The organism is Undibacterium sp. Jales W-56 (assembly GCF_025548535.1).
Classification (GTDB): domain Bacteria; phylum Pseudomonadota; class Gammaproteobacteria; order Burkholderiales; family Burkholderiaceae_D; genus Undibacterium.
In genome coordinates, this window is sequence record NZ_JAJLQW010000002.1 from 333,348 (window position 1) to 353,736 (window position 20,389).

18 protein-coding genes are annotated in these 20,389 nt (G+C 50.1%); 3 read left to right on the forward strand and 15 right to left on the reverse strand.

Annotation, left to right across the window (positions count from 1 at the left end; all coding sequences use genetic code 11):
* Window position 1 precedes the first annotated feature (1 nt).
* The 12 genes from fabZ to rpsB form a co-directional block, all read right to left on the reverse strand.
* Window positions 2–466 carry a 3-hydroxyacyl-ACP dehydratase FabZ gene (gene fabZ, locus LPB67_RS07425; RefSeq protein ID WP_262836485.1) on the reverse strand — a complete coding sequence of 155 codons (465 nt, stop codon included), beginning with the start codon at window positions 464–466 and terminating at the stop codon, window positions 2–4.
* Window positions 466–1,515, reverse strand: coding sequence for a UDP-3-O-(3-hydroxymyristoyl)glucosamine N-acyltransferase (gene lpxD / locus LPB67_RS07430; RefSeq protein ID WP_262836839.1), 1,050 nt, complete (start codon window positions 1,513–1,515; stop codon window positions 466–468). Before lpxD ends, fabZ begins: the two co-directional genes overlap by 1 nt.
* A gap of 12 nt (window positions 1,516–1,527) precedes the next feature.
* Entirely contained in the window at window positions 1,528–2,004 is a 477-nt protein-coding gene (locus LPB67_RS07435; RefSeq protein ID WP_262836840.1) for an OmpH family outer membrane protein, read from the reverse strand.
* Window positions 2,005–2,108: 104 nt separating this feature from the next.
* The gene (bamA, locus tag LPB67_RS07440) at window positions 2,109–4,472 is read right to left on the reverse strand and encodes an outer membrane protein assembly factor BamA (RefSeq protein WP_262836486.1); all 2,364 of its coding nucleotides are present in this window, start codon (window positions 4,470–4,472) and stop codon (window positions 2,109–2,111) included.
* Between the two features lie 72 nt (window positions 4,473–4,544).
* Complete coding sequence (rseP, locus tag LPB67_RS07445) at window positions 4,545–5,924, reverse strand: RIP metalloprotease RseP (protein WP_262836487.1); 1,380 nt, start codon at window positions 5,922–5,924, stop codon at window positions 4,545–4,547.
* Window positions 5,921–7,102 (reverse strand): 1-deoxy-D-xylulose-5-phosphate reductoisomerase, encoded by a 1,182-nt coding sequence (gene ispC, locus LPB67_RS07450; protein ID WP_262836488.1) that lies wholly within the window; start codon window positions 7,100–7,102, stop codon window positions 5,921–5,923. The genes rseP and ispC overlap by 4 nt, the downstream gene beginning before the upstream one ends.
* On the reverse strand, window positions 7,102–7,926 hold the full coding sequence (locus tag LPB67_RS07455; protein WP_262836489.1) for a phosphatidate cytidylyltransferase: 825 nt from the start codon (window positions 7,924–7,926) through the stop codon (window positions 7,102–7,104). The genes ispC and LPB67_RS07455 overlap by 1 nt, the downstream gene beginning before the upstream one ends.
* A 15-nt stretch (window positions 7,927–7,941) precedes the next feature.
* Window positions 7,942–8,697 carry a polyprenyl diphosphate synthase gene (gene uppS / locus LPB67_RS07460; protein ID WP_262836841.1) on the reverse strand — a complete coding sequence of 252 codons (756 nt, stop codon included), beginning with the start codon at window positions 8,695–8,697 and terminating at the stop codon, window positions 7,942–7,944.
* 87 nt (window positions 8,698–8,784) lie between these two features.
* The gene (gene frr / locus LPB67_RS07465) at window positions 8,785–9,345 is read right to left on the reverse strand and encodes a ribosome recycling factor (protein WP_262836490.1); all 561 of its coding nucleotides are present in this window, start codon (window positions 9,343–9,345) and stop codon (window positions 8,785–8,787) included.
* A gap of 64 nt (window positions 9,346–9,409) precedes the next feature.
* Complete coding sequence (gene pyrH, locus LPB67_RS07470; RefSeq protein WP_262836491.1) at window positions 9,410–10,126, reverse strand: UMP kinase; 717 nt, start codon at window positions 10,124–10,126, stop codon at window positions 9,410–9,412.
* Between the two features lie 173 nt (window positions 10,127–10,299).
* The gene (gene tsf / locus LPB67_RS07475; RefSeq protein ID WP_262836492.1) at window positions 10,300–11,181 is read right to left on the reverse strand and encodes a translation elongation factor Ts; all 882 of its coding nucleotides are present in this window, start codon (window positions 11,179–11,181) and stop codon (window positions 10,300–10,302) included.
* Window positions 11,182–11,306: 125 nt separating this feature from the next.
* Window positions 11,307–12,056, reverse strand: coding sequence for a 30S ribosomal protein S2 (gene rpsB, locus LPB67_RS07480; RefSeq protein WP_262836493.1), 750 nt, complete (start codon window positions 12,054–12,056; stop codon window positions 11,307–11,309).
* A 252-nt stretch (window positions 12,057–12,308) separates the two neighbouring features.
* On the opposite strand from rpsB, the gene map reads away from it, so the two are divergent.
* From map to LPB67_RS07495, 3 genes are all read left to right on the forward strand, one after another.
* Window positions 12,309–13,139, forward strand: coding sequence for a type I methionyl aminopeptidase (map, locus tag LPB67_RS07485; protein WP_262836494.1), 831 nt, complete (start codon window positions 12,309–12,311; stop codon window positions 13,137–13,139).
* A complete protein-coding gene (locus LPB67_RS07490; protein ID WP_262836495.1) occupies window positions 13,139–15,712 on the forward strand; it encodes a [protein-PII] uridylyltransferase in 2,574 nt (857 codons plus the stop codon). Before map ends, LPB67_RS07490 begins: the two co-directional genes overlap by 1 nt.
* Before the next feature lie 78 nt (window positions 15,713–15,790).
* On the forward strand, window positions 15,791–16,537 hold the full coding sequence (locus tag LPB67_RS07495) for a pseudouridine synthase (protein ID WP_262836496.1): 747 nt from the start codon (window positions 15,791–15,793) through the stop codon (window positions 16,535–16,537).
* 200 nt (window positions 16,538–16,737) lie between these two features.
* On the opposite strand, the gene def is transcribed toward LPB67_RS07495, so the two are convergent.
* From def to ligA, 3 genes are all read right to left on the reverse strand, one after another.
* On the reverse strand, window positions 16,738–17,271 hold the full coding sequence (gene def, locus LPB67_RS07500) for a peptide deformylase (RefSeq protein WP_262836497.1): 534 nt from the start codon (window positions 17,269–17,271) through the stop codon (window positions 16,738–16,740).
* Between the two features lie 127 nt (window positions 17,272–17,398).
* Window positions 17,399–18,280, reverse strand: coding sequence for a UTP--glucose-1-phosphate uridylyltransferase GalU (gene galU / locus LPB67_RS07505; protein WP_262836498.1), 882 nt, complete (start codon window positions 18,278–18,280; stop codon window positions 17,399–17,401).
* Window positions 18,281–18,282: 2 nt separating this feature from the next.
* Window positions 18,283–20,355: an NAD-dependent DNA ligase LigA gene (ligA, locus tag LPB67_RS07510; RefSeq protein ID WP_262836499.1), complete on the reverse strand. Its 2,073-nt coding sequence runs from the start codon at window positions 20,353–20,355 to the stop codon at window positions 18,283–18,285.
* Window positions 20,356–20,389: the final 34 nt, after the last annotated feature.

Below are 20,389 nucleotides of genomic sequence, written 5' to 3' on the forward strand. Positions count from 1 at the left end.
TTTATGCCGCCGTTGTTGCATCCGTTGCCGAGCGCAACGTGCACATCAATTCGCCTTCAACTGCCAATTGACCATCGACCGTCGCCTTGGCTTGATATTTCCAGATACCGCGGGCAATCCGCAAAATTTCAACTTCAATTTTTAATTGATCGCCAGGCTCGACCGGGCGCTTAAAACGCGCGCCGTCGATCCCGAGAAAATACACAATGGTGTTTTCATCGGGTTTTTGATCCATGGTCAGGAAAGACAGGATCGCGGCAGTTTGCGCCATCGCTTCTATCATCAATACGCCTGGCATGACTGGTTTGTTCGGGAAGTGTCCATTGAAAAACTCTTCATTGGCAGTCACGTTCTTGATCGCCGTAATGCGCTTACCGCTTTCCCAATCCAGCACACGATCCACTAACAACATAGGATAACGGTGCGGGAGGTATTGCTTGATTTGATTGATATCGAGGGTATTCATCATGATTTCTCTGTAAGCGATTTAATTATTTTTTCTAACTGTCGAATTTTTTCGCGCATGCTACTTAAATTGCGCACGATAGAGGCGGTTTTTTCCCAATCGGCATTTTTTGCCAAAGGATAAAAACCGGTGTACTGACCGGGTTCCAGAATCGAACGGGTCACCATGCTGCCCGATGAAATATGAACATTATCCACAATGCTCAAATGTCCCAATACCATGGCGGCCCCGCCAAATGTACAGTGCTTTCCGATCTTGGCACTGCCCGCGACACCGACGCAACCTGCCATCGCCGTATGCGCACCAATATGGCAATTATGACCAATCTGGATCTGGTTATCGAGCTTGACACCGTCCTCGATGATCGTATCCGCCAGAGCGCCGCGATCTATGCTGGTATTGGCGCCGATTTCCACATCATTACCGATCAGAACACGGCCCGTCTGCGGGATTTTTATCCAGTTGCCACGTTCGTTCGCAAAGCCGAAGCCATCCGCCCCGATCACCGCTCCCGAGTGAATAATGACGCGCGATCCGACACTACAATAATCGTAAATAGTGACATTAGGATGAATCAAGCTATCCGCTTCAATACTGACACCGCGACCGAGAAAACAACCGGCGCCAATCACGCTATGCGGCCCCACCACGGCTTCGGCCTCAATCGTCACATGAGGACCAATCGAGGCGCTCGCATCGACATGTGCATGGGGACTGACCGATGCACTAGGGTGTATTCCCTTCGCAGGCGCAACCGCATGCAAGCTGGCGAAATATTGGGCTACACGGGCAAAATGAACGTAAGGATTATCTACAAGGATGAAAGCGCCAGGATAGGAATCGATCAAGCCCGCATGATCCTGATTCGACACGATGAGGGCGGCAGCCTTGGACAAAGCCACCTGCCCGCGCAGTTTTGAATTTGAAAGAAAGCTTAATTGATCCGGCCCGGCATCGCTAAGAGGAGCGATGCCCGTCACGGCCAGATCGGGAGATCCAATTAATTGACCACCGAAGCGATCGACCAATTCCCCCAGCCGAATGCTAATGGTGGTCATTGTTTATTTGGATAAGGCTTTGAGTACCTTGTCTGTAATATCCACACGCGGATTAAAGTACACAGCGTCTTGCAATACGATATCGTATTTTTCCGCCTCGGCGATTTGTTTCACGGCCTTGACGGCGCGATCGACCAAAGCAGCGATCTCTTCATTTTTACGCTGGTTCAGATCTTCGTTGAAGATACGTTGCTTGCGTTTGAAATCCTGGTCCAGGTCGGCCAACTCGCGTTGCCGCTTGATACGGTCGGATTCAGAAATAACCGGTGCATCTTTTTCTAATTTTTCGGCCAATGCCTTGATCTTCGCACCGAAATCGTCTAATTCCTTGCCGCGCTTGGAGAATTCCTGCTTGATCTTCTCTTCTGCCGCTTTAGCAGGGCCGGATTCTCGCATGACTCGCTGAGAATCGAAAATCGCGACTTTCGAATCCTGTGCATGAACTTGAGCAACGCTGACAAAACAAGCCGCACAAACCATCAGGCGTTGCAACAATTTGGACGGGGTAGTAAGTTGACTCAAAATATTCTCCGAAAAACAAACTAAAACAAATTAGAACCGATGCAGAAAAACATGCGTTACGTTTAGAAGCCGGTACCCAACTGGAACTGGAAGCCTTGTTTTTTATCCTCAGGCTTTGCATTCAAGGCCCGGCCAATACTCAATTTTAACGGACCTACCGGAGAAATCCAGCTAATACCCATACCGGCAGAATATCTCAGATCACTGACACGTATTTTTTGACCTTCGTCAAACACATTCCCCGCGTCAAAGAAAGTGAACCATCTTAAAGACTTATCGGCACCGGGGAATGGTAATTGTAATTCTATATTAGCCAATAACCTAGTTGCACCACCGAGCGCGTCGCCATTTGCATCCCTGCTCCCCAGAGATGAAGGTTCATAGCCACGCACTGAACCAATACCGCCGGCATAGAAATTTTTAAACAATGGATAAGGTTTGCCGCCCAGTCCATGACCGTAATCAATCTCACCGTTCATCGCTAACACGATGGAGCGGTAGACCGGCGTAAAATATTGCTGATTATAAATCGCGCGATAGTATTTGAAGTTACCGATCGCGGCCAATTCAAGGTTGGCGCGTTTATATTGGCCAATCGATGGGGTTAAAGCGCTATCGCGGCTATCCCTTTGCCATGCTGCCGTCAATGGGAAAGAATTGGTGATTGCATTACCTATACCATATGAGGCAGAGGTCTTGTCTTTATTTCCATTTCCATAATCAGCCACATATTGCTTATAACGACCTGGACTCAAAGCATCAATAGTTTGCACATTAGTACGCTCAAATCCCAGTCCAAAAAATACAGTATCAACCTCTGAGAATGGCACACCAAAGCGGATATTGCCGCCGGTAGTCTGGATTTTGTAATCGCCATAACTGCCGATAATCGGGCGAGTCGTCCGCAAATACAAGTCGAAGCTACGACTGACGCCATCGTCGGTAAAATAAGGATCCGTGTGAGAAAAAGCTATCGTGCGGTTTTGTCGGCTGGTATTGATATCCAGACCGATGGTGTCGCCGCTACCGAAGGCATTTGCCTGCTGAATTGAGCCGGTCAAGGTCAATTTCTCCGCGTTGGAATAACCGGCACCCAGTAAGATATTGCCTGTAGGCTTTTCGGTAATCGTCAAATTGACATCCACCTGATCAACGCTGGTCGGGACTTCCGGAGTCTCGAGATTGACATCCTTGAAGTAGCCAAGGCGATCTACGCGATCGCGTGAAATTTTGATTTTCTCGCCGTCATACCAAGATCCCTCAAACTGCCGGAATTCGCGGCGGATAACTTCATCCCTGGTACGCGTATTACCCGCGAGATTGATGCGGCGTACATATACGCGCTTGCCCGGATCGACGAAAATGGTAAAGGCTACTTCCTTCTTTTCTTTATCCAGTAATGGATTTGCATTGACGTTAGCGAACGCGTAGCCAAAATTGCCCATGCGTTCAGAAATACGCTTGGTGCTCTCGGTTAAACGCGCCGCATTGTAGATATCGTTCTTCTTCAATAGCAGTAAGGATTTCAGTTCCTCTTCACGGCCTAAGGTTTCACCTTCCAGCTTGATATCGGAGACCGTATATTTATCGCCTTCGATAATATTGATCGTGATGTAAATATCTTTTTTATCCGGCGTAATTGAAATCTGTGTGGATTCAATTTGCATCTCAAGATAGCCACGATTCTGATAAAAAGAGCGCAAGGTCTCAATATCACCGGATAATTTTTGCTTCGAATATTGGTCCGCTTTGGTGTACCAGCTAAACCAGCCGGGTGTCGTCAAGGCGAGTAATTCACGCAATTCGCTGTCAGAAAAAGCTTTATTGCCGACCAGGTTAATCTGCGCGATACGGGCAATCTCGCCTTCTTCGACGGCGAACGTCACGTTGACACGATTACGCTCGATAGGTGTGATCGTCGTGGTGATTTTTACACCATATAAGCCTTTTGACAGATATTGGCGCTTCAGCTCCTGTTCGGCGCGGTCAACGGTCGCTTTATCAAAAATTTTTGCTTCACCGACGCCGATGTCCTTCAAAGCCTTGATCAAGGCATCTTTTTCAAATTCTTTGGTACCGGTAAAATCAACACTCGCGATTGATGGACGCTCTTCGAGCAACACCACCAATACACCGTTTTGCACCTCGATCTGGACGTCTTTAAAAAAGCCCGTTGCATATAAGGATTTGATCGCGGTCACACTTTTCGCATCATCAAACACCTCACCCACGCGAACCGGTAAATAAGTAAATACGGTCCCAGCTTCAGTTCTTTGAATTCCCTCGACGCGGATATCTTTAACGGTAAATGGCTCAATCGCCATCGCACTTCCTGAACACAGGGCCAAAGCAGCTAATGCCACTGCATGGCGTCGTAAAGTAGGTAAAGAATTTGACAAAGTAAGGTGCTCGATATGTAATTTCATTGGGTGTTATTTAATCTCAAATTTCTACCGGAAAGATCGGCAACCAGCAGCATAGTTTGCTTGAACTGCGCATTATGACATCAGTCTTGTAATGTCATTAAAAAAAGCCACCGCCATCAAGGCCATCAATAAGGCCACTCCTGCGCGGTGTGCTATCTCACCGAAGCGCTCTGATACAGGTTTCCCTGTCAAAACTTCCAGCGAATAATACAACAAATGTCCTCCATCCAACACAGGAATGGGGAGCAAATTCATTACACCAAGGCTAATACTGATCAAGGCAATGAAACTTAAATAGCTGACCAAACTAGCGCGCGATGTTTGTCCTGCATAATCAGCTATCGTAATTGGGCCTGTGATGTTCTTTAAAGAAACATCGCCAGTTAACATTTTTCCCAGCATTTTAAAAGTCAGTATGCTGGTATCCCAAGTTTTTTTACTGCCCTTGACAAGCGCATCCGGCACCGAACTTTCGACTTGCACCATCTCTGGCGCGAGCATCATTTGGACCTTGATACGCCCTATCGCTTGACCATTCAGCATTTCGGACTCTGGTGTGACATCGAGTTCAAAAATTCGTTCACCGCGCTTGGCCAACAGATGTAGACGTTTATTCGCTGACGCATTGACAATCTCAGTCAACTCCAATCCATCCAACAATGGCTTACCATCGATTTCAAGTATCTGATCCTGCGCCTGCAACCCTGCCCGCATCGCCGGGCCGTCTGCGACAACGGCGCTTAAAATAGCGGCGGGTCGTGCAACTGAAAATCCGAGCTTGGCTAAGAAATCGGTCTCCAGGTCTTTATTTGAAAGCTGGGATAAGGGCAGGTCAAATACCCGCTGATCAAGCAGAGCGCTATTATCAAAATTGGCTCGCTTAACACCGATTTGGGCATTCGTTTTTTCTAAGCCCAATTGTAATAATTTCCAACGCAATTCTGAAAATGTCTGGATTGCCTGGCCGTTCACACTGACGATCACATCGCCATGACGCAACCCTGCTTCATAAGCTTGCGAATGGCTTGAAGGAACCCGGATTTTACTGACCGGTTCTGATACGCCATGAACGTAGAGTCCGGTAAACAGCAAAATCGCCAATAAAAAATTTGCAACAGGGCCAGCGGCGACAATGACGATACGCTTCCAGACGGATTGACGGCCAAACTCCCGCTTTAAGTCTTGTTCGGACAAGGAACTCAGATCCTGCTCTCTGGCGTCCAGCATCTTGACGTAACCACCGAGAGGTAAAATCGATATCGCCCACTCGGTTTGATCCGCACCTAGTCGCCTTGAGTAAATAACTTTACCCATACCGACTGAAAACCGCAGTACTTTGACACCGCATAAACGCGCGACTGCATAGTGTCCGAGCTCGTGAATAATCACCAGCAGACCCAAAGCAAAGCCAAAGGCCAACAAGGTTTGTAATAAAGTCGGCAACTGGCTCATGAGGCAATCAGCGCGGAGGTAATGGCGCGCGTCGCTTTATCGCATTCCAGAATACTTTCCATATCCTGGGCAGCAGACAAAGCGATTTTATCCATGGCGCGGGCAATGATCTGATCAATCATCCTGAAACCGATTTTGCCGTCTAAAAAAGCTTGCACGGCAATTTCATTGCTCGCATTCAGAATAATCGAGGCTGTTTGCCCTGCCCGCAAAGCTGCATACGCCAGCGCAAGGCAAGGAAAACGTGAAAAATCCGGTGCTTCAAAATTCAATTTTGCGACTTTCACCAGATCCAATGGCGCAACGCCAGAGTTAATTCGCTCAGGATAAGCCAAGCCATACGCAATCGGTGTGCGCATATCGGGATTGCCAAGCTGCGCAAGTACGGAACCGTCTTCATACGAGACCATAGAATGAATCACACTTTGCGGGTGGATCAACACATCGATCTGCTCCGCAGGCGTAGCGAATAACCAATGCGCCTCGATGACTTCCAGGCCCTTGTTCATCATCGTTGCAGAGTCGATGGAGATTTTCCGGCCCATGACCCAATTAGGGTGCGCAACTGCTTCATCGGGCGTCACATCCGATAAGGATTCCAAACTCCGATTCAGGAACGGTCCGCCGGATGCTGTGAGGGTAATTTTACGAATGCCGTGAGCTTGCGGCAGCCTGTCATAGTGCGACGGCAAGCATTGGAAAATCGCATTATGCTCACTGTCGATAGGCAGCAACGCCGCCCCACTCGCCTTGATCGCATTAATAAAAAGTTGGCCCGACATGACCAGCGCCTCTTTATTTGCGAGCAACACCTTTTTACCCGCCTTTGCCGCTGCAAGTGAAGCCGGCAAACCGGCGGCACCGACAATCGCCGCCATCACCGTATCACATTCATTGGCGGATGCGACATCACATAAGGCTTGCGGGCCGTACATCACTTGCGTCGTTAATTTTTTTTCCGTGAGCAGTATCTGCAATTCAGTCGCCGCGCCTGCCGAGCCGACTACCGCCACTTGCGGTTTGAATTGCTCGCATTGCTGAGCCAGCTTACTTACCTGACTATGCGCAGTTAAGGCAAAAACACGATACCGATCCGCATGCCGGGCGATCACATCCAAAGTAGAAACGCCGATGGAACCGGTCGAGCCAAGAACGCAAATATTCTGAACAGATGACATTATTTAAACCACATATCTAGCAAAGCGGCGAGCGGCAGCACAGGGATCAGCGCATCGATACGATCCAATACGCCGCCATGACCGGGCAGTAAAGCGCTGCTATCTTTCACTCCGGCACGACGCTTCAATGAAGATTCGAATAAATCGCCGACGACGCTGCCGGCAGTCAATAAAGTCATCAATCCCGCAAATCCTATCCAGCCGAAAGCAGAGAAGGTTTTCGCAGGCAAGGTATCGGCCAACCACGAGACTTGAGTAGCAGCCAATCCTATCACCAGCACGGCAATCCAGCCACCGATTGCCCCTTCCCAGGATTTTCCCGGAGAGATGCCTGGTGCCAGCTTATGCTTACCAAACGCCTTACCGGAAAAATAAGCCCCAATATCCGCGACCCAGACAACGGCCATCGCAGACAATAAAAATTGAGGGGAGTGATTAAACAAGCTGGTGATTGCGATGAAACAAGCAAAAATAGAGGCGCTGTACATACCGCTGACCAACGCATTTCCAATACGATTATTCGGTGCCGGCAGGCCAAACGCAAGCGATGGCACCAGCTTCGCAATCCAGAACGCGGTACACAAAGCGAATAATATTAATTGCGAAAAAGCGACTTGAGTGAAGATGATGCCAGCAAACAATACAGTCCAAATGCCAGCTAACACGATGGGCGCGGGTTTTCCAAATAGCCGCTGGTTTTCCCACATTGCCGCAGCAAAAAATAGTGTGGACACAATCGCGAACGCGACGAAATTTCCTGCATACAGGATAGGCAATAACACTGCCAAGAGTAGAAGCGCCGTGATGACACGAGTTTTAAGCATTAATTTGCCTGAGAGCTATGACGATGTTTGTCCTGCCAATTGTGCACTGGTCCGGCCAAATCTACGTTCTCTTGTTTGATAGGAAGTGATCGCCGTATCTAGCGCTGAAGCATCGAAATCAGGCCAGTAGGTATCGGTGAAATACAGTTCGCTATATGCCAACTGCCAAAGTAAAAAATTCGAGATCCTGGTTTCGCCGCCAGTGCGGATAAATAAATCCGGTTCCGGCGCATAGGCCATCGACAAATACGGCGCTAATTGATCCTCATCAATGGGTGCCGTCATTTGCGTTTCTGCCACCAGACGGTTAAACGCCTGCACCACATCCCAACGACCGCCGTAGTTTGCGCAGATAGTAACGGTCAAGCCGGAGTTGCCGGCTGTTTTTGCCTCTGCCACTTGTATCATCTTCTGCAATGGCGCATCAAAACGCGTCAGATCGCCGACAACCTTCAAACGGATATTGTTAGCATGCATTTTGGCAACCTCTTTTTCAAGCGCGGTTACAAACAAGCGCATCAGTAAAGAGACTTCATCCGCGGGACGACGCCAATTTTCTGAACTAAAGGCAAACAAGGTCAGATAATCAACGCCCCGGTTGATACAAGCCTCAACGATTCCCCTGACAGCTTCTACCCCTTTAATGTGTCCAGCGACCCGCGGCAAAAAACGTTTAGTCGCCCAGCGGCCATTGCCATCCATAATGATGGCAATGTGCTTGGGTACATTACTGATAGCAGGAATTGCTTTTGTGGAACTGTGATGAGCCATGTATATCCAGAATGAAATAATTCTTACCCACATGACATCCGGAATATTCAACTCCATGTGGATCAGAGCAAGAAACTACTGACCAATCTATACGGTCAGCACTTCTTTTTCTTTTTCAGCAAGCAGTTTATCTACTTCACTGACGAATTTATCCGTCAATTTCTGTACATCGTCTTGCGCACGGCGTTCGTCATCCTCGGAGCAAGCTTTATCTTTCAACAGCTTTTTCAGGGATTCATTAGCGTCACGACGAATGTTGCGAATCGCGATTTTCGCATCTTCACCTTCGGTTTTGACCAGTTTGACCATCTCTTTGCGACGCTCTTCAGTCAAAGGAGGTGTCGGGACGCGAATCATATCGCCCTGCGTCGAGGGATTCAGGCCCAAGTCCGCATCACGAATGGCCTTTTCAATCGCCGAGATCATTTTCTTTTCCCAAGGTTGCACACCTATCGTACGGGCATCGATCAGGGTCACGTTAGCGACCTGGGTAATATGCGTCGCCGTACCATAGTAGTCAACCTGGACGTGGTCCAGAATGCCGGTATGCGCGCGCCCTGTACGGACTTTGGACAAATCAGATTTCAGCGTCTCAATCGACTTCTGCATTCTCTGTTCGGTATTTTTCTTTACATCTGCAACGGTCATGCCGTCCTCCTCAACATCAAGCTTATCAATTTAGCAGCGCCAATGCGTCGTGCCAAACGGGAAATTATACGTGTACCAGGGTACCTTCGTCTGCACCTAAGATCACGTTTCTCAACGCACCTGGTTTGACGATGGAAAATACTTTGATGGGTAATTTTTGATCGCGGCACAGAGCAAATGCGGTTGCATCCATGACCTGCAAATGACGCGAAATAGCCTCGTCAAAAGAGATGGTAGAGTAACGCGTCGCCAGTGGATCTTTCTTCGGATCCGCTGTATAGACGCCATCGACCTTGGTCGCCTTCAGAACAATTTCTGCGCCGATCTCTGAACCACGCAGAGCGGCAGCGGTATCCGTCGTAAAAAACGGATTGCCGGTACCTGCGGCGAATACGATCACCTTGCCCTCTTCCAGATATTGCAGGGCTTTCGGGCGGACATAAGGCTCGACGACCTGATCGATCGCGATAGCAGACATGACACGCGAGGTCAAACCGACCTGGCGCATTGCATCGGACAAAGCCAGCGCATTCATGACGGTTGCCAGCATCCCCATATAGTCAGCGGTAGCCCTGTCCATGCCTTGCGCTCCCGGCGCCACACCGCGGAAGATATTGCCACCGCCGATAACGATTGCCAGCTCCACACCCATGCGCGACACTTCGGCGACGTCGGCTACCATGCGCTCTATCGTCGCGCGATTAATGCCGAAGGGATCATCTCCCATCAAGGCCTCACCAGAGAGTTTTAACAGGACACGTTTGTATGCTGGTTTAGTCACGTTCTGGACTCCTTCGGATGTGAGATCAATAAATAATACTTAAGAAAAAAATCTTGATAGCGGTTTGCGCTTAACAATATTTTTATTATTGGCGCATCGGTAATGCCATTCCAATAATGCCATTCCTACAAGCCAAGACTTAAAAAAACGGGCCTTTCGGCCCGCTTACTTGCTTACGCCTGTTTTGCTGCTGCGACCTGCGCGGCCACCTCTGCGGCGAAATCATCCTGTTTCTTTTCTATGCCTTCACCCACTACATACATAGTGAAAGATTTAACGGAAGCATTGGCTGCTTTCAACATCTGTTCGACCGTTTGTTTGTCGTTTTTAACGAATGTTTGATTCAACAGGGAAACCTCTTTCAAGAATTTCTGTACGGAACCGTCGACCATTTTAGCAACGATATCTGCAGGCTTGCCAGATTCAGCCGCTTTTTGTGAGGCGACAGAGCGCTCTTTTTCGATCAGATCCGCCGGCACCTGGTCAGCAGACAAAGAAACTGGCTTCATCGCCGCGATATGCATCGCTACGTCTTTACCAACCTGGTCATCCGCAGCATTGAAATCGACAACCACACCGATACGTGTGCCATGCAGGTAAGCAGCCAGTTTCGATTCTGTGTTGAAGCGCACAAAACGACGGATAGACATGTTCTCGCCGATTTTACCGATCAATGCAGCGCGCACTGATTCAACTGTACCGCCTTCGAGCGGCAATGCGGACAACGCAGCTACGTCGGCTGGATTGTGCTCTGCAATCAATCTTGCACATGTATTCACCAAAGCGATGAAATCATCGTTCTTAGTCACGAAGTCAGTTTCGCAGTTAACTTCGACCATCGCACCGACATTACCGATGATATGCGTTGCTACAACGCCTTCGGCTGTGATGCGGGATGCCGCTTTGGATGCCTTGCTGCCCAACTTAACGCGCAGCAACTCTTCCGCACGGTCCATATCGCCTTCAGCTTCTGTCAGTGCTTTTTTGCATTCCATCATCGGCGCATCTGTCTTTGCACGTAATTCGCCTACCATCGCTGCTGTAATCGCCGCCATGTTTTTCTCCTAATCAGTAGCGCCAAATGGGCGCTGTCATCAAAATTTATTTAAAAAAAGGGGCGAACGACTGTTGCCCCCTTTTACTTGCTTTACGCCAGTGAATTCAACGAAGTATCCTGCAATTACGCCTGATCTTGTACTTCTACGAATTCATCGGAACTTGGCTTAACCGCTTCCAAGACTTCATTCACTGCATTCGCACGGCCTTCCAAAATTGCATCAGCTACGCCACGAGCGTACAGGGCAATCGCCTTGGAAGAGTCATCATTGCCAGGAATGACATAAGTAACGCCTTCCGGGGAGTGATTGGTATCAACCACGCCGATAACCGGGATGCCCAATTTAGCGGCTTCAGTGATCGCACCTTTGTGGTAGCCAACGTCAACCACGAAAATTGCGTCAGGAATACCACCCATATCCTTGATACCGCCGATTGCTTTTTGCAATTTAACGATTTCGCGCTGGAACATCAACGCTTCTTTTTTGCTCAATTTCTCTACAGAACCGTCTTCAACAGAAGCTTCCATGTCTTTCAGACGCTTGATCGATGTTTTGACAGTTTTGAAGTTAGTCAGCATGCCGCCCAACCAGCGCTGATCAACGAAAGGCATGCCGGCGCGTTGCGCCTCAGCAGCCATGATGTCGCGGGCTTGACGCTTAGTGCCAACCAGCAAAATTGTGCCGCGGTTAGCGGACAATTGACGGATGTACGTCATCGCCTCTTGGTACATACCCAGAGTTTTTTCCAGGTTGACGATATGAATTTTGTTGCGGTGACCGAAAATGAACGGTGCCATTTTTGGATTCCAAAAACGGGTTTGGTGACCGAAATGGACGCCAGCTTCCAGCATTTCACGCATTGTTACAGACATAATAACTCCAGGGTTAGGTCTTGAATCCAGCCAGTGATCCGAAAATTTTTCAGACACCCTTGTTGGGCAGATTCGTGCATTAATCAATATAAATTTAATAATTTACTGCCATTAACTCAGAACACATCCAAGCCAACCATCTATTCTACTACGAAAAGACGACTTGATTCAAGGATCAAATGAACTGCCAGCACGTGGGACTTGCCTCGTCTATAATTGAGTACTATCAGAAATCACTTCATTTGGCTCAGCATGACATCTATTTCCATCAAAACTCCAGAAGACATCGCCGGAATGCGTATTGCGGGCCGTCTCGGCTCCGAAGTGCTTGATTACATCACGCCTTTCGTGAAAGTCGGCGTTACCACGGGAGAACTCGACAGATTGTGTCATGAATACATGCTGAATGTACAAGGCACTATTCCGGCGCCGCTGAATTATTGCCCGCCTGGCTACACACCTTATCCAAAAGCGATTTGCACATCGGTCAATGACGTCATTTGCCATGGCATTCCTGGCGACAAGGTATTGAAAAGCGGCGACGCCGTCAATTTGGATATCACCGTTATCAAAAATGGCTACCACGGCGACAATAGCCGCATGTTCCTGGTCGGCGAACCATCGATTCTGGCAAAGCGCCTCAACGAAATCACCTATGAATGCATGTGGCTGGGCATCTCTAAAGTCAAACCCGGCAATCATCTCGGCGATATCGGCTTCATCATCCAGCAGCACGCGGAAAAAGCCGGCTATAGCGTAGTGCGTGAATTCTGCGGCCACGGCATAGGCAAAGTCTTTCACGAGGAGCCGCAAGTATTGCATTACGGTCGTCCAGGCACCCTGGAAAAACTGGTCCCGGGCATGATCTTCACGATCGAACCTATGATCAACGCCGGTCGCCGCGACATTCGCGAAATGGGCGATGGCTGGACCATCAAGACCAAAGACCGCAGCCTGTCAATGCAATGGGAGCACACCATACTCGTCACGGAAACCGGTTATGAAGTGCTGACACTGTCAGCCGGTTCTCCACCGCCGCCGGATTTCATCTTGGCAGCCCAGGCACAAGCCGCGTCTGCATGATGACAGGCGCAGCAGTCGTTGCCGGTATCTCCGCGATTGAGTTCAAAGAAGAACTCAAAGCGGCTCAACAGGCGGTGATCGCCGCCTTCAGGGAAAATCACAAAGCCGAAGTCTTATTGCGCGACCTGTGTCGCAACGTGGATCAGGTTTTAAGCAATATCTGGAAAAAATTCGCCTTCCCCGCCACCACCTCCCTGGTGGCAGTCGGCGGCTATGGTCGCGGCGAATTATTTCCCTATTCCGATGTGGATGTATTAATCCTGCTGTCGGAGCATCCAGACAAGCCCATGCGCGACAAGCTGGAGCAGCTGGTGCAAATTTTCTGGGATATCGGTCTCGACATCGGCCACAGTATACGCACGGTCGAAGAGTGCATGGAAGAAGCCAAAGCCGATGTCACGGTAAAAACCAGCTTGCTGGAAGCGCGCCTCGTGACGGGCAGCAGAAAACTGTTCCGCGAGATGCAGACCGATTACGCTGCGAACATGAATCCCCAGCAATTCTTTCAAGAGAAAATGCTGGAATTGCAGCAACGTCATGCCAAGTACGAAGATACGGCGTACAGCCTGGAACCCAATTGCAAAGAAAGTCCCGGCGGCCTGCGTGATTTGCAGGTGATTTTATGGGTTGCCAAAGCGGCTAATCTCGGCAATTCCTGGCGCGAACTGGCTGAACGCGGCCTGCTGACGCCGACCGAAGCGCACCAGCTAAAGCGTAACGAGCGGGCCTTTAAGGACATCCGGATTCGCCTGCATATGCATGCAGGCCGTCGCGAAGACCGCTTGATTTTTGATGTGCAGACGGCAATCGCAGAAACCTTCGGCTTCAAGACGACCGAGTCGCGCCGCGCCAGCGAACATTTGATGCAGCGCTATTACTGGGCGGCTAAAACGGTCACGCAGCTAAACACGATCCTGCTACAGAATATCGAGGCAAATCTATTCCCGCAGCCATCTGTACCGCGACCGATCAATGAACGCTTCAATGAAGTCAATGGATTGATCGACATTGCCAAAGACGACACCTTCCAGACTGCGCCATCGACGATTATGGAAATTTTCCTGCTGATGGCGCAGCACCCTGAATTGAAAGGCATGACGGCTCGCACCACGCGTGCGCTCTGGCATGCGCGCTTTGCGATTGATGCCGGTTTCCGTCACGACATCTTTAATCGTGCGATGTTCCTGCAGATTTTGCAATCGCCGCAGGGCATTACTCACGCCTTGCGGCGCATGAACCAGATGAGCGTGCTGGGTCGTTATCTACCCAATTTCCGCCGGATTATCGGGCAGATGCAACATGATTTGTTTCATGCCTATACGGTCGATCAGCACATTCTGATGGTAGTGCGTAATTTGCGGCGCTTCACGATGACGGAGCATGCGCATGAGTATCCGTTTTGCAGCCAGTTGATGGCGAATTTTAACCAGCATTGGATCTTGTATATCGCGGCCCTGTTTCATGATATCGCGAAGGGTCGTGGCGGCGATCATTCGGTGCTGGGAATGAGCGATGCGAAGAAATTCTGCTTCGATCATGGCATTTCCAAAGCCAATTCCGATCTGATTATTTTCCTGGTGCAGCATCACTTAACGATGTCGCAAGTCGCGCAAAAACAAGATCTGTCCGATCCCGATGTAGTGCAGGGATTTGCCAAACTGGTTAAGGACGAGCGCCACCTGACCGCGCTGTATCTGCTCACAGTGTCCGACATCCGCGGCACCAGTCCCAAAGTCTGGAATGCCTGGAAAGGCAAACTGCTGGAAGATTTATACCGGATCACCTTGCGCGTATTGGGCGGAGAAGCGCCATCCAAGGACCGCGAACTCAAAAATCGCCAGGAAGATGCATTGAAAACGCTGCGTCTGTATGGTTTGCCCGCCGATGCGCACGAAGCGCTATGGCAGCAGCTCGATATGGCGTATTTTTTACGGCATGATGCCTCGGACATCGCCTGGCAGGCCAGGTCGCTGCATGACAAAATGCAGAGCCCGACACCGGTCGTCAAATGCCGCTTGTCGCCGATAGGCGAAGGCCTGCAAGTGACCGTATATGTACCTGATCAGGCGGATTTATTTGCCAGGATCTGCAATTATTTCGACAGCAAAAATTTCAGTATTCTGGATGCCAAAATTCACACGACAAAAGGCGGTTATGCGCTCGACACCTTTTTGGTGATTGAACCGGCTTTTGCGAATAATTACCGCGACATCATCACGCTGATTGAACATGAACTGGCCGCAGTGCTGACCCAGCAGACGCCGCTATCCGCACCGAATCGCGGTCGCGTCTCGCGCATGTCGCGCACCTTCCCTATCGTGCCCAGCGTTGATTTGCGCCCCGATGAAAAAGGCCGCTACTTTTTGCTGTCAATTTCGGCGAATGATCGCAACGGCCTGCTTTACACGATCGCCACAGTGCTGACCAAGTATAAAATCAATTTATATACGGCAAAAATCATGACCCTGGGCGAGCGCGTAGAAGACGTTTTTCTGGTCGATGGCGCGGTTTTGCAAAGCGCCAAAAATCAGTTGCAATTTGAAACTGAGTTACTCGATGCATTGCGGATTTAAGCGGCATTTTCCCCTGTATTTTTTTCCACAGATAATTTGTATTTATCCGCTTTTTTATTGATTTGATTGATTGTTTTTATGACTGAACTGGTACGACTCTCGAAACGCATGTCTGAATTAGGCATCTGCTCTCGCCGCGAAGCCGACGAATGGATTGCCCGTGGCTGGGTCAGGGTAGACGGCAAAGTCGTGTCCGAACTGGGCAGCAAAGTTTTTCCTGAACAAAAAATTTCCGTAGAGCGCCAAGCCGCGGCAGAACAATCAAAGCGCGTCACGATCCTGATCAACAAGCCGGTCGGTTACGTCAGCGGTCAGGCCGAAGACGGCTACACGCCTGCAGTTGCCCTGATCAAGGCGGAAAACCGCTGGAGTGAATGCGCAGTTGATACCCAGTTCCACCCCACCCAACTGCGCAGCCTGGTGCCAGCCGGTCGCCTGGATATCGATTCCGTCGGCCTGTTGATATTGACGCAGGATGGTCGGGTCGCCAAGCATTTGATCGGTCAGGATACCGTCGTCGAAAAAGAATATCTGGTGCGCGTGGAATACACCAAATCCGGCGTCTTGCCTGATGCCGAGTTAAGACGGCTGAATTTTGGCCTGACGCTCGACGGCAAAAAGTTACTGCCAGCCAAAGTCACCTGGCAAAATGAAGACCAGCTCAAATTCATTTTGCGCGAAGGTAAAAAACGCCAGATTCGCCGTATGTGCGAGATGGTGGGATTGAAAGTGCTGGGCTTAAAACGCGTTCGCATCGGCAAAGTCAGGCTGGGCAATCTGCCTGAAGGTCAGTGGCGTTATTTGCGGGACGATGAGCAGTTCTGATGTTTCTTGTGTACTGCAACATATATACTCCCCAACTATTTTAAAAAAACTGCCCCATCCCACGCTATTTTAGTGCGGCAGTTAAAAATACTCAGATGGAGTATGCGTTTTGAGAGCAGATTGCGCTGCAAGCTTGATCAGGCACTGCGACGCTATGGCAACAAGTCCAGGTAATTTTTGCAACCAGCTTTAATTCACAATCAATCATCTTCGTCCGGATCCATTTCCGGGAAAAGCACTTCGGTAAAGCCGAATTGACTGAGATCCTTGATCCGCATCGGATACAAAATTCCATTCAGATGATCGCATTCATGCTGCACCACACGCGCATGAAAACCGTCGACGTCCCGACTAATCCGTTGACCAAACTGATCGAAACCTTCATAGCGCAACTGGCTCCAGCGCGGCACCAGACCGCGCATGCCAGGCACCGATAAGCAGCCTTCCCACGCATCATCGGTATCGCCGGACAGTGGCGTCAATACAGGATTGAGCAAGACTGTCTCCGGCACTTTGGGAGCATCGGGATAGCGCGGATTATCTTTGAAACCAAAAATCACGAGTTGCAGGTTGACGCCGATTTGCGGTGCCGCCAAGCCTGCGCCATTCGCCGCGATCATCGTTTCAAACATGTCTTTCACCAGGATGTCGAGCTCTGCCGTATTGAATTGCTGCACCGGCTCTGCGACCCGCAGCAAGCGCGGGTCACCCATTTTTAAAATCGGATGAATCATGTATTTACTCCCTTTATGGCGATCTGATTGTGGCTCTCAACACTATCTTACTGCAATCAAACAAAAAGCCAAGCATGGCTACCTCACGCTTGGCTTGACTAAAGCTGGGAGCTGCACCGGGAACGGCTTACATAGTTTTCAGCGAGCGCAAATAGTCGGCAAATTCAGCACCGGTTTCAGGATGCTTCAATCCCAACGCCACGCTGGCTTTTAAGTAACCGAGTTTCGAGCCGCAATCGTAGCGCGTCGCCGCGGCACGATAGGCATACACAGGATAATCCTTCAACATCGCAGCGATGCCGTCAGTCAATTGAATCTCGCCACCGGAACCTTTACCCAGTTTTTCCAGATAACCGAATATACGCGCTGACAAAACATAACGTCCGACTACCGCCAGATTCGACGGTGCTACTTCCGGCAAAGGCTTTTCCACGATACCGTGCATTTTTTCTACACGGTCTTTATAAGGCGTACCGCTGACGATGCCGTATTGACGGGTAAATTCGCGTGCTACATCCTGCACCGCAATCACGCTCCCGCCCTCCTCCTCGTACAATCGCGCCATTTGCGTCATCACTGATGGCTGACCTTCATCGGCGTCCATCAAATCGTCCGCCAGCAAGACCGCGAAAGGATCGTCGCCAATCACCGGGCGGGCGCACAACACGGCATGACCGAGCCCCAAGGCAGCTTGTTGACGGATATAGATGCAATTAATATTTTTGGGAATGACATTCCGTACCAGATCAAGTAAAGCCTGCTTGCCGGCCGCTTCCAGTTCGCTTTCGAGTTCATAGGCCTTATCGAAATGATCTTCGATCGCGCGCTTGTTGCGACCGGTGATGAACACCATTTCCGTGATGCCCGCCTCGACCGCTTCTTCGACTGCATATTGGATCAATGGCTTATCCACTATAGGTAACATTTCTTTTGGCTGCGCTTTGGTAGCCGGTAAGAACCGGCTACCTAAACCGGCAACAGGGAACACCGCTTTTTTAATTTTTCTCATTTTTATTTCCTGGAACAAAGTTGAAGCAATTCTGCCTCGGTCAATATAGGAACACCTAATTCCTGCGCTTTCACTAATTTACTGCCTGCATCGTCACCCGCTACCACGTAGCTGGTTTTTTTCGAGACTGACCCGGTTACTTTAGCACCGGCACTTTCTATCATCGCGCTGGCCTGATCGCGACTCAGGCTGGGCAGAGTCCCCGTCAATACGAAAGTCGATCCCAGCAGATGCTGCGAACCGATCTCTTTCTGTTCGACTGCCGGCCAATGTATACCGGAAGCGAGTAATTGCTGAACCAGCTCGACATTCAAGGGGTCGGCAAAAAAAGCCAGGATCGACTTTGCCACCACCGGCCCCACATCCGGGACTGTCAACAATTGTTCTTCGGTTGCTGCGATCAAGGCATCCGCATTGCCAAAAGTCGCCGCCAGATCTTTGGCGGTAGATTCGCCGACATGACGAATCCCGAGCGCGTAGATAAAACGGGCAAAACTCGTCTCTTTAGAAACTTCCAGCGCCGCCAGAATATTTTGCGCCGATTTATCTGCCATCCGGTCCAAGGCGACCAAGGAAGTCAGTCCTAGCTTGTATAAATCAGCCGCGGTTGTCACCACCTGCTTATCTACCAGTTGATCAATCAATTGTTCGCCGACGCCATCAATATTCATGGCCTTGCGAGAGGCGAAATGGAATAAACCGCCTTTTCTCTGAGCGACACATTTTATCCAGCCGCCGGAACATCGGGCAATCGCCTCATCTTCCGGTTTAACAATTGCTGACCCGCAAGCCGGACATACGGTCGGCATCATGAATTCGCGGGCGTCTGCCGGGCGTTTTTCGAGAATGCTGGCGACGACTTCAGGGATCACATCGCCGGCACGACGTACAGAGACAGTATCGCCGATACGGATATCTTTGCGACGCACTTCTTCTTCGTTATGCAAGGTCGCGTTGGTCACGTTGACGCCACCGACAAACACAGGCGCCAGGCGCGCCACCGGTGTAATCGCACCGGTGCGCCCGACCTGGACTTCGATATCCAACACCGTGGTTAAAGCTTCTTGCGCCGGAAATTTATGGGCAATCGCAAAACGCGGCGCACGCGATACGAAACCCAGACTGTCTTGCTGCGCCAATGCATTGACTTTATAAACGACACCGTCAATATCATAAGGAAGCGCATCGCGCCTGAGTTGTATCTGCTGATAGAAGGCGATCAAAGCCTCAGCGCCACGCACGACCGCATTTTCATTACAAACCGGAATACCCATCTGATCGTACCAGGCAAGCAAGGCGCGATGCGATGCAGGCATATTCGCGCCCTCTATCGACCCGATACCATAGGCGAAGAAGCGCAAACTTCTTTGCGCGGTAATTTTAGAATCCAGCTGGCGCAAGCTGCCGGCTGCGGCATTGCGTGGATTCGCAAATTCTTTAGCCCCGGCGGCCCGCTGACGCTGATTGAGTTTTTCAAAATCCTGTTTGAACATCAGGACTTCGCCTCGCACATCAAGCAACTTGGGCGGATGCTGCGTATTCAGGCGCAAAGGAATGCTGCGTATAGTGCGAATGTTTTCCGTCACGTCCTCACCGGTAAAGCCGTCGCCGCGCGTCGCCGCCTGAACAAAGACGCCATCGACATAGCGCAGATTGATCGCCAGACCATCAAACTTCAGGTCAATTGCATATTCAACCGCTTGCGCAGTATCAAGACCTTCGCTGACACGCCGGTCAAATGCAATGATGTCGTCGTTTTCAAAACCGTTATTCAGCGACAGCATCGGTGTCGTATGCTGAACCTGCGTGAATTCAGGCAAAGGCGCAGCGCCAACGCGCAGGGTCGGCGAATCCGGCGTTTTTAGTTCGGGATGCTGTTGTTCCAGCGCTTGCAATGCATTGAACAGCCTGTCGTATTCAGCATCCGGCACGGTTGGCGCATCCAGCACGTAATAGGCATGCGCATGTCGCGTTATTTCATCGCGCAGCGCTGCCGCTCTGATCGCCAGATCCGCGGCTTGATTCTGGCTACCGGGTCGATTTGATGAGGACCCACCAAAGAAATCATTTTGCATGTTACTGAGAAACCACTTTCACTAAGCTAAGCGA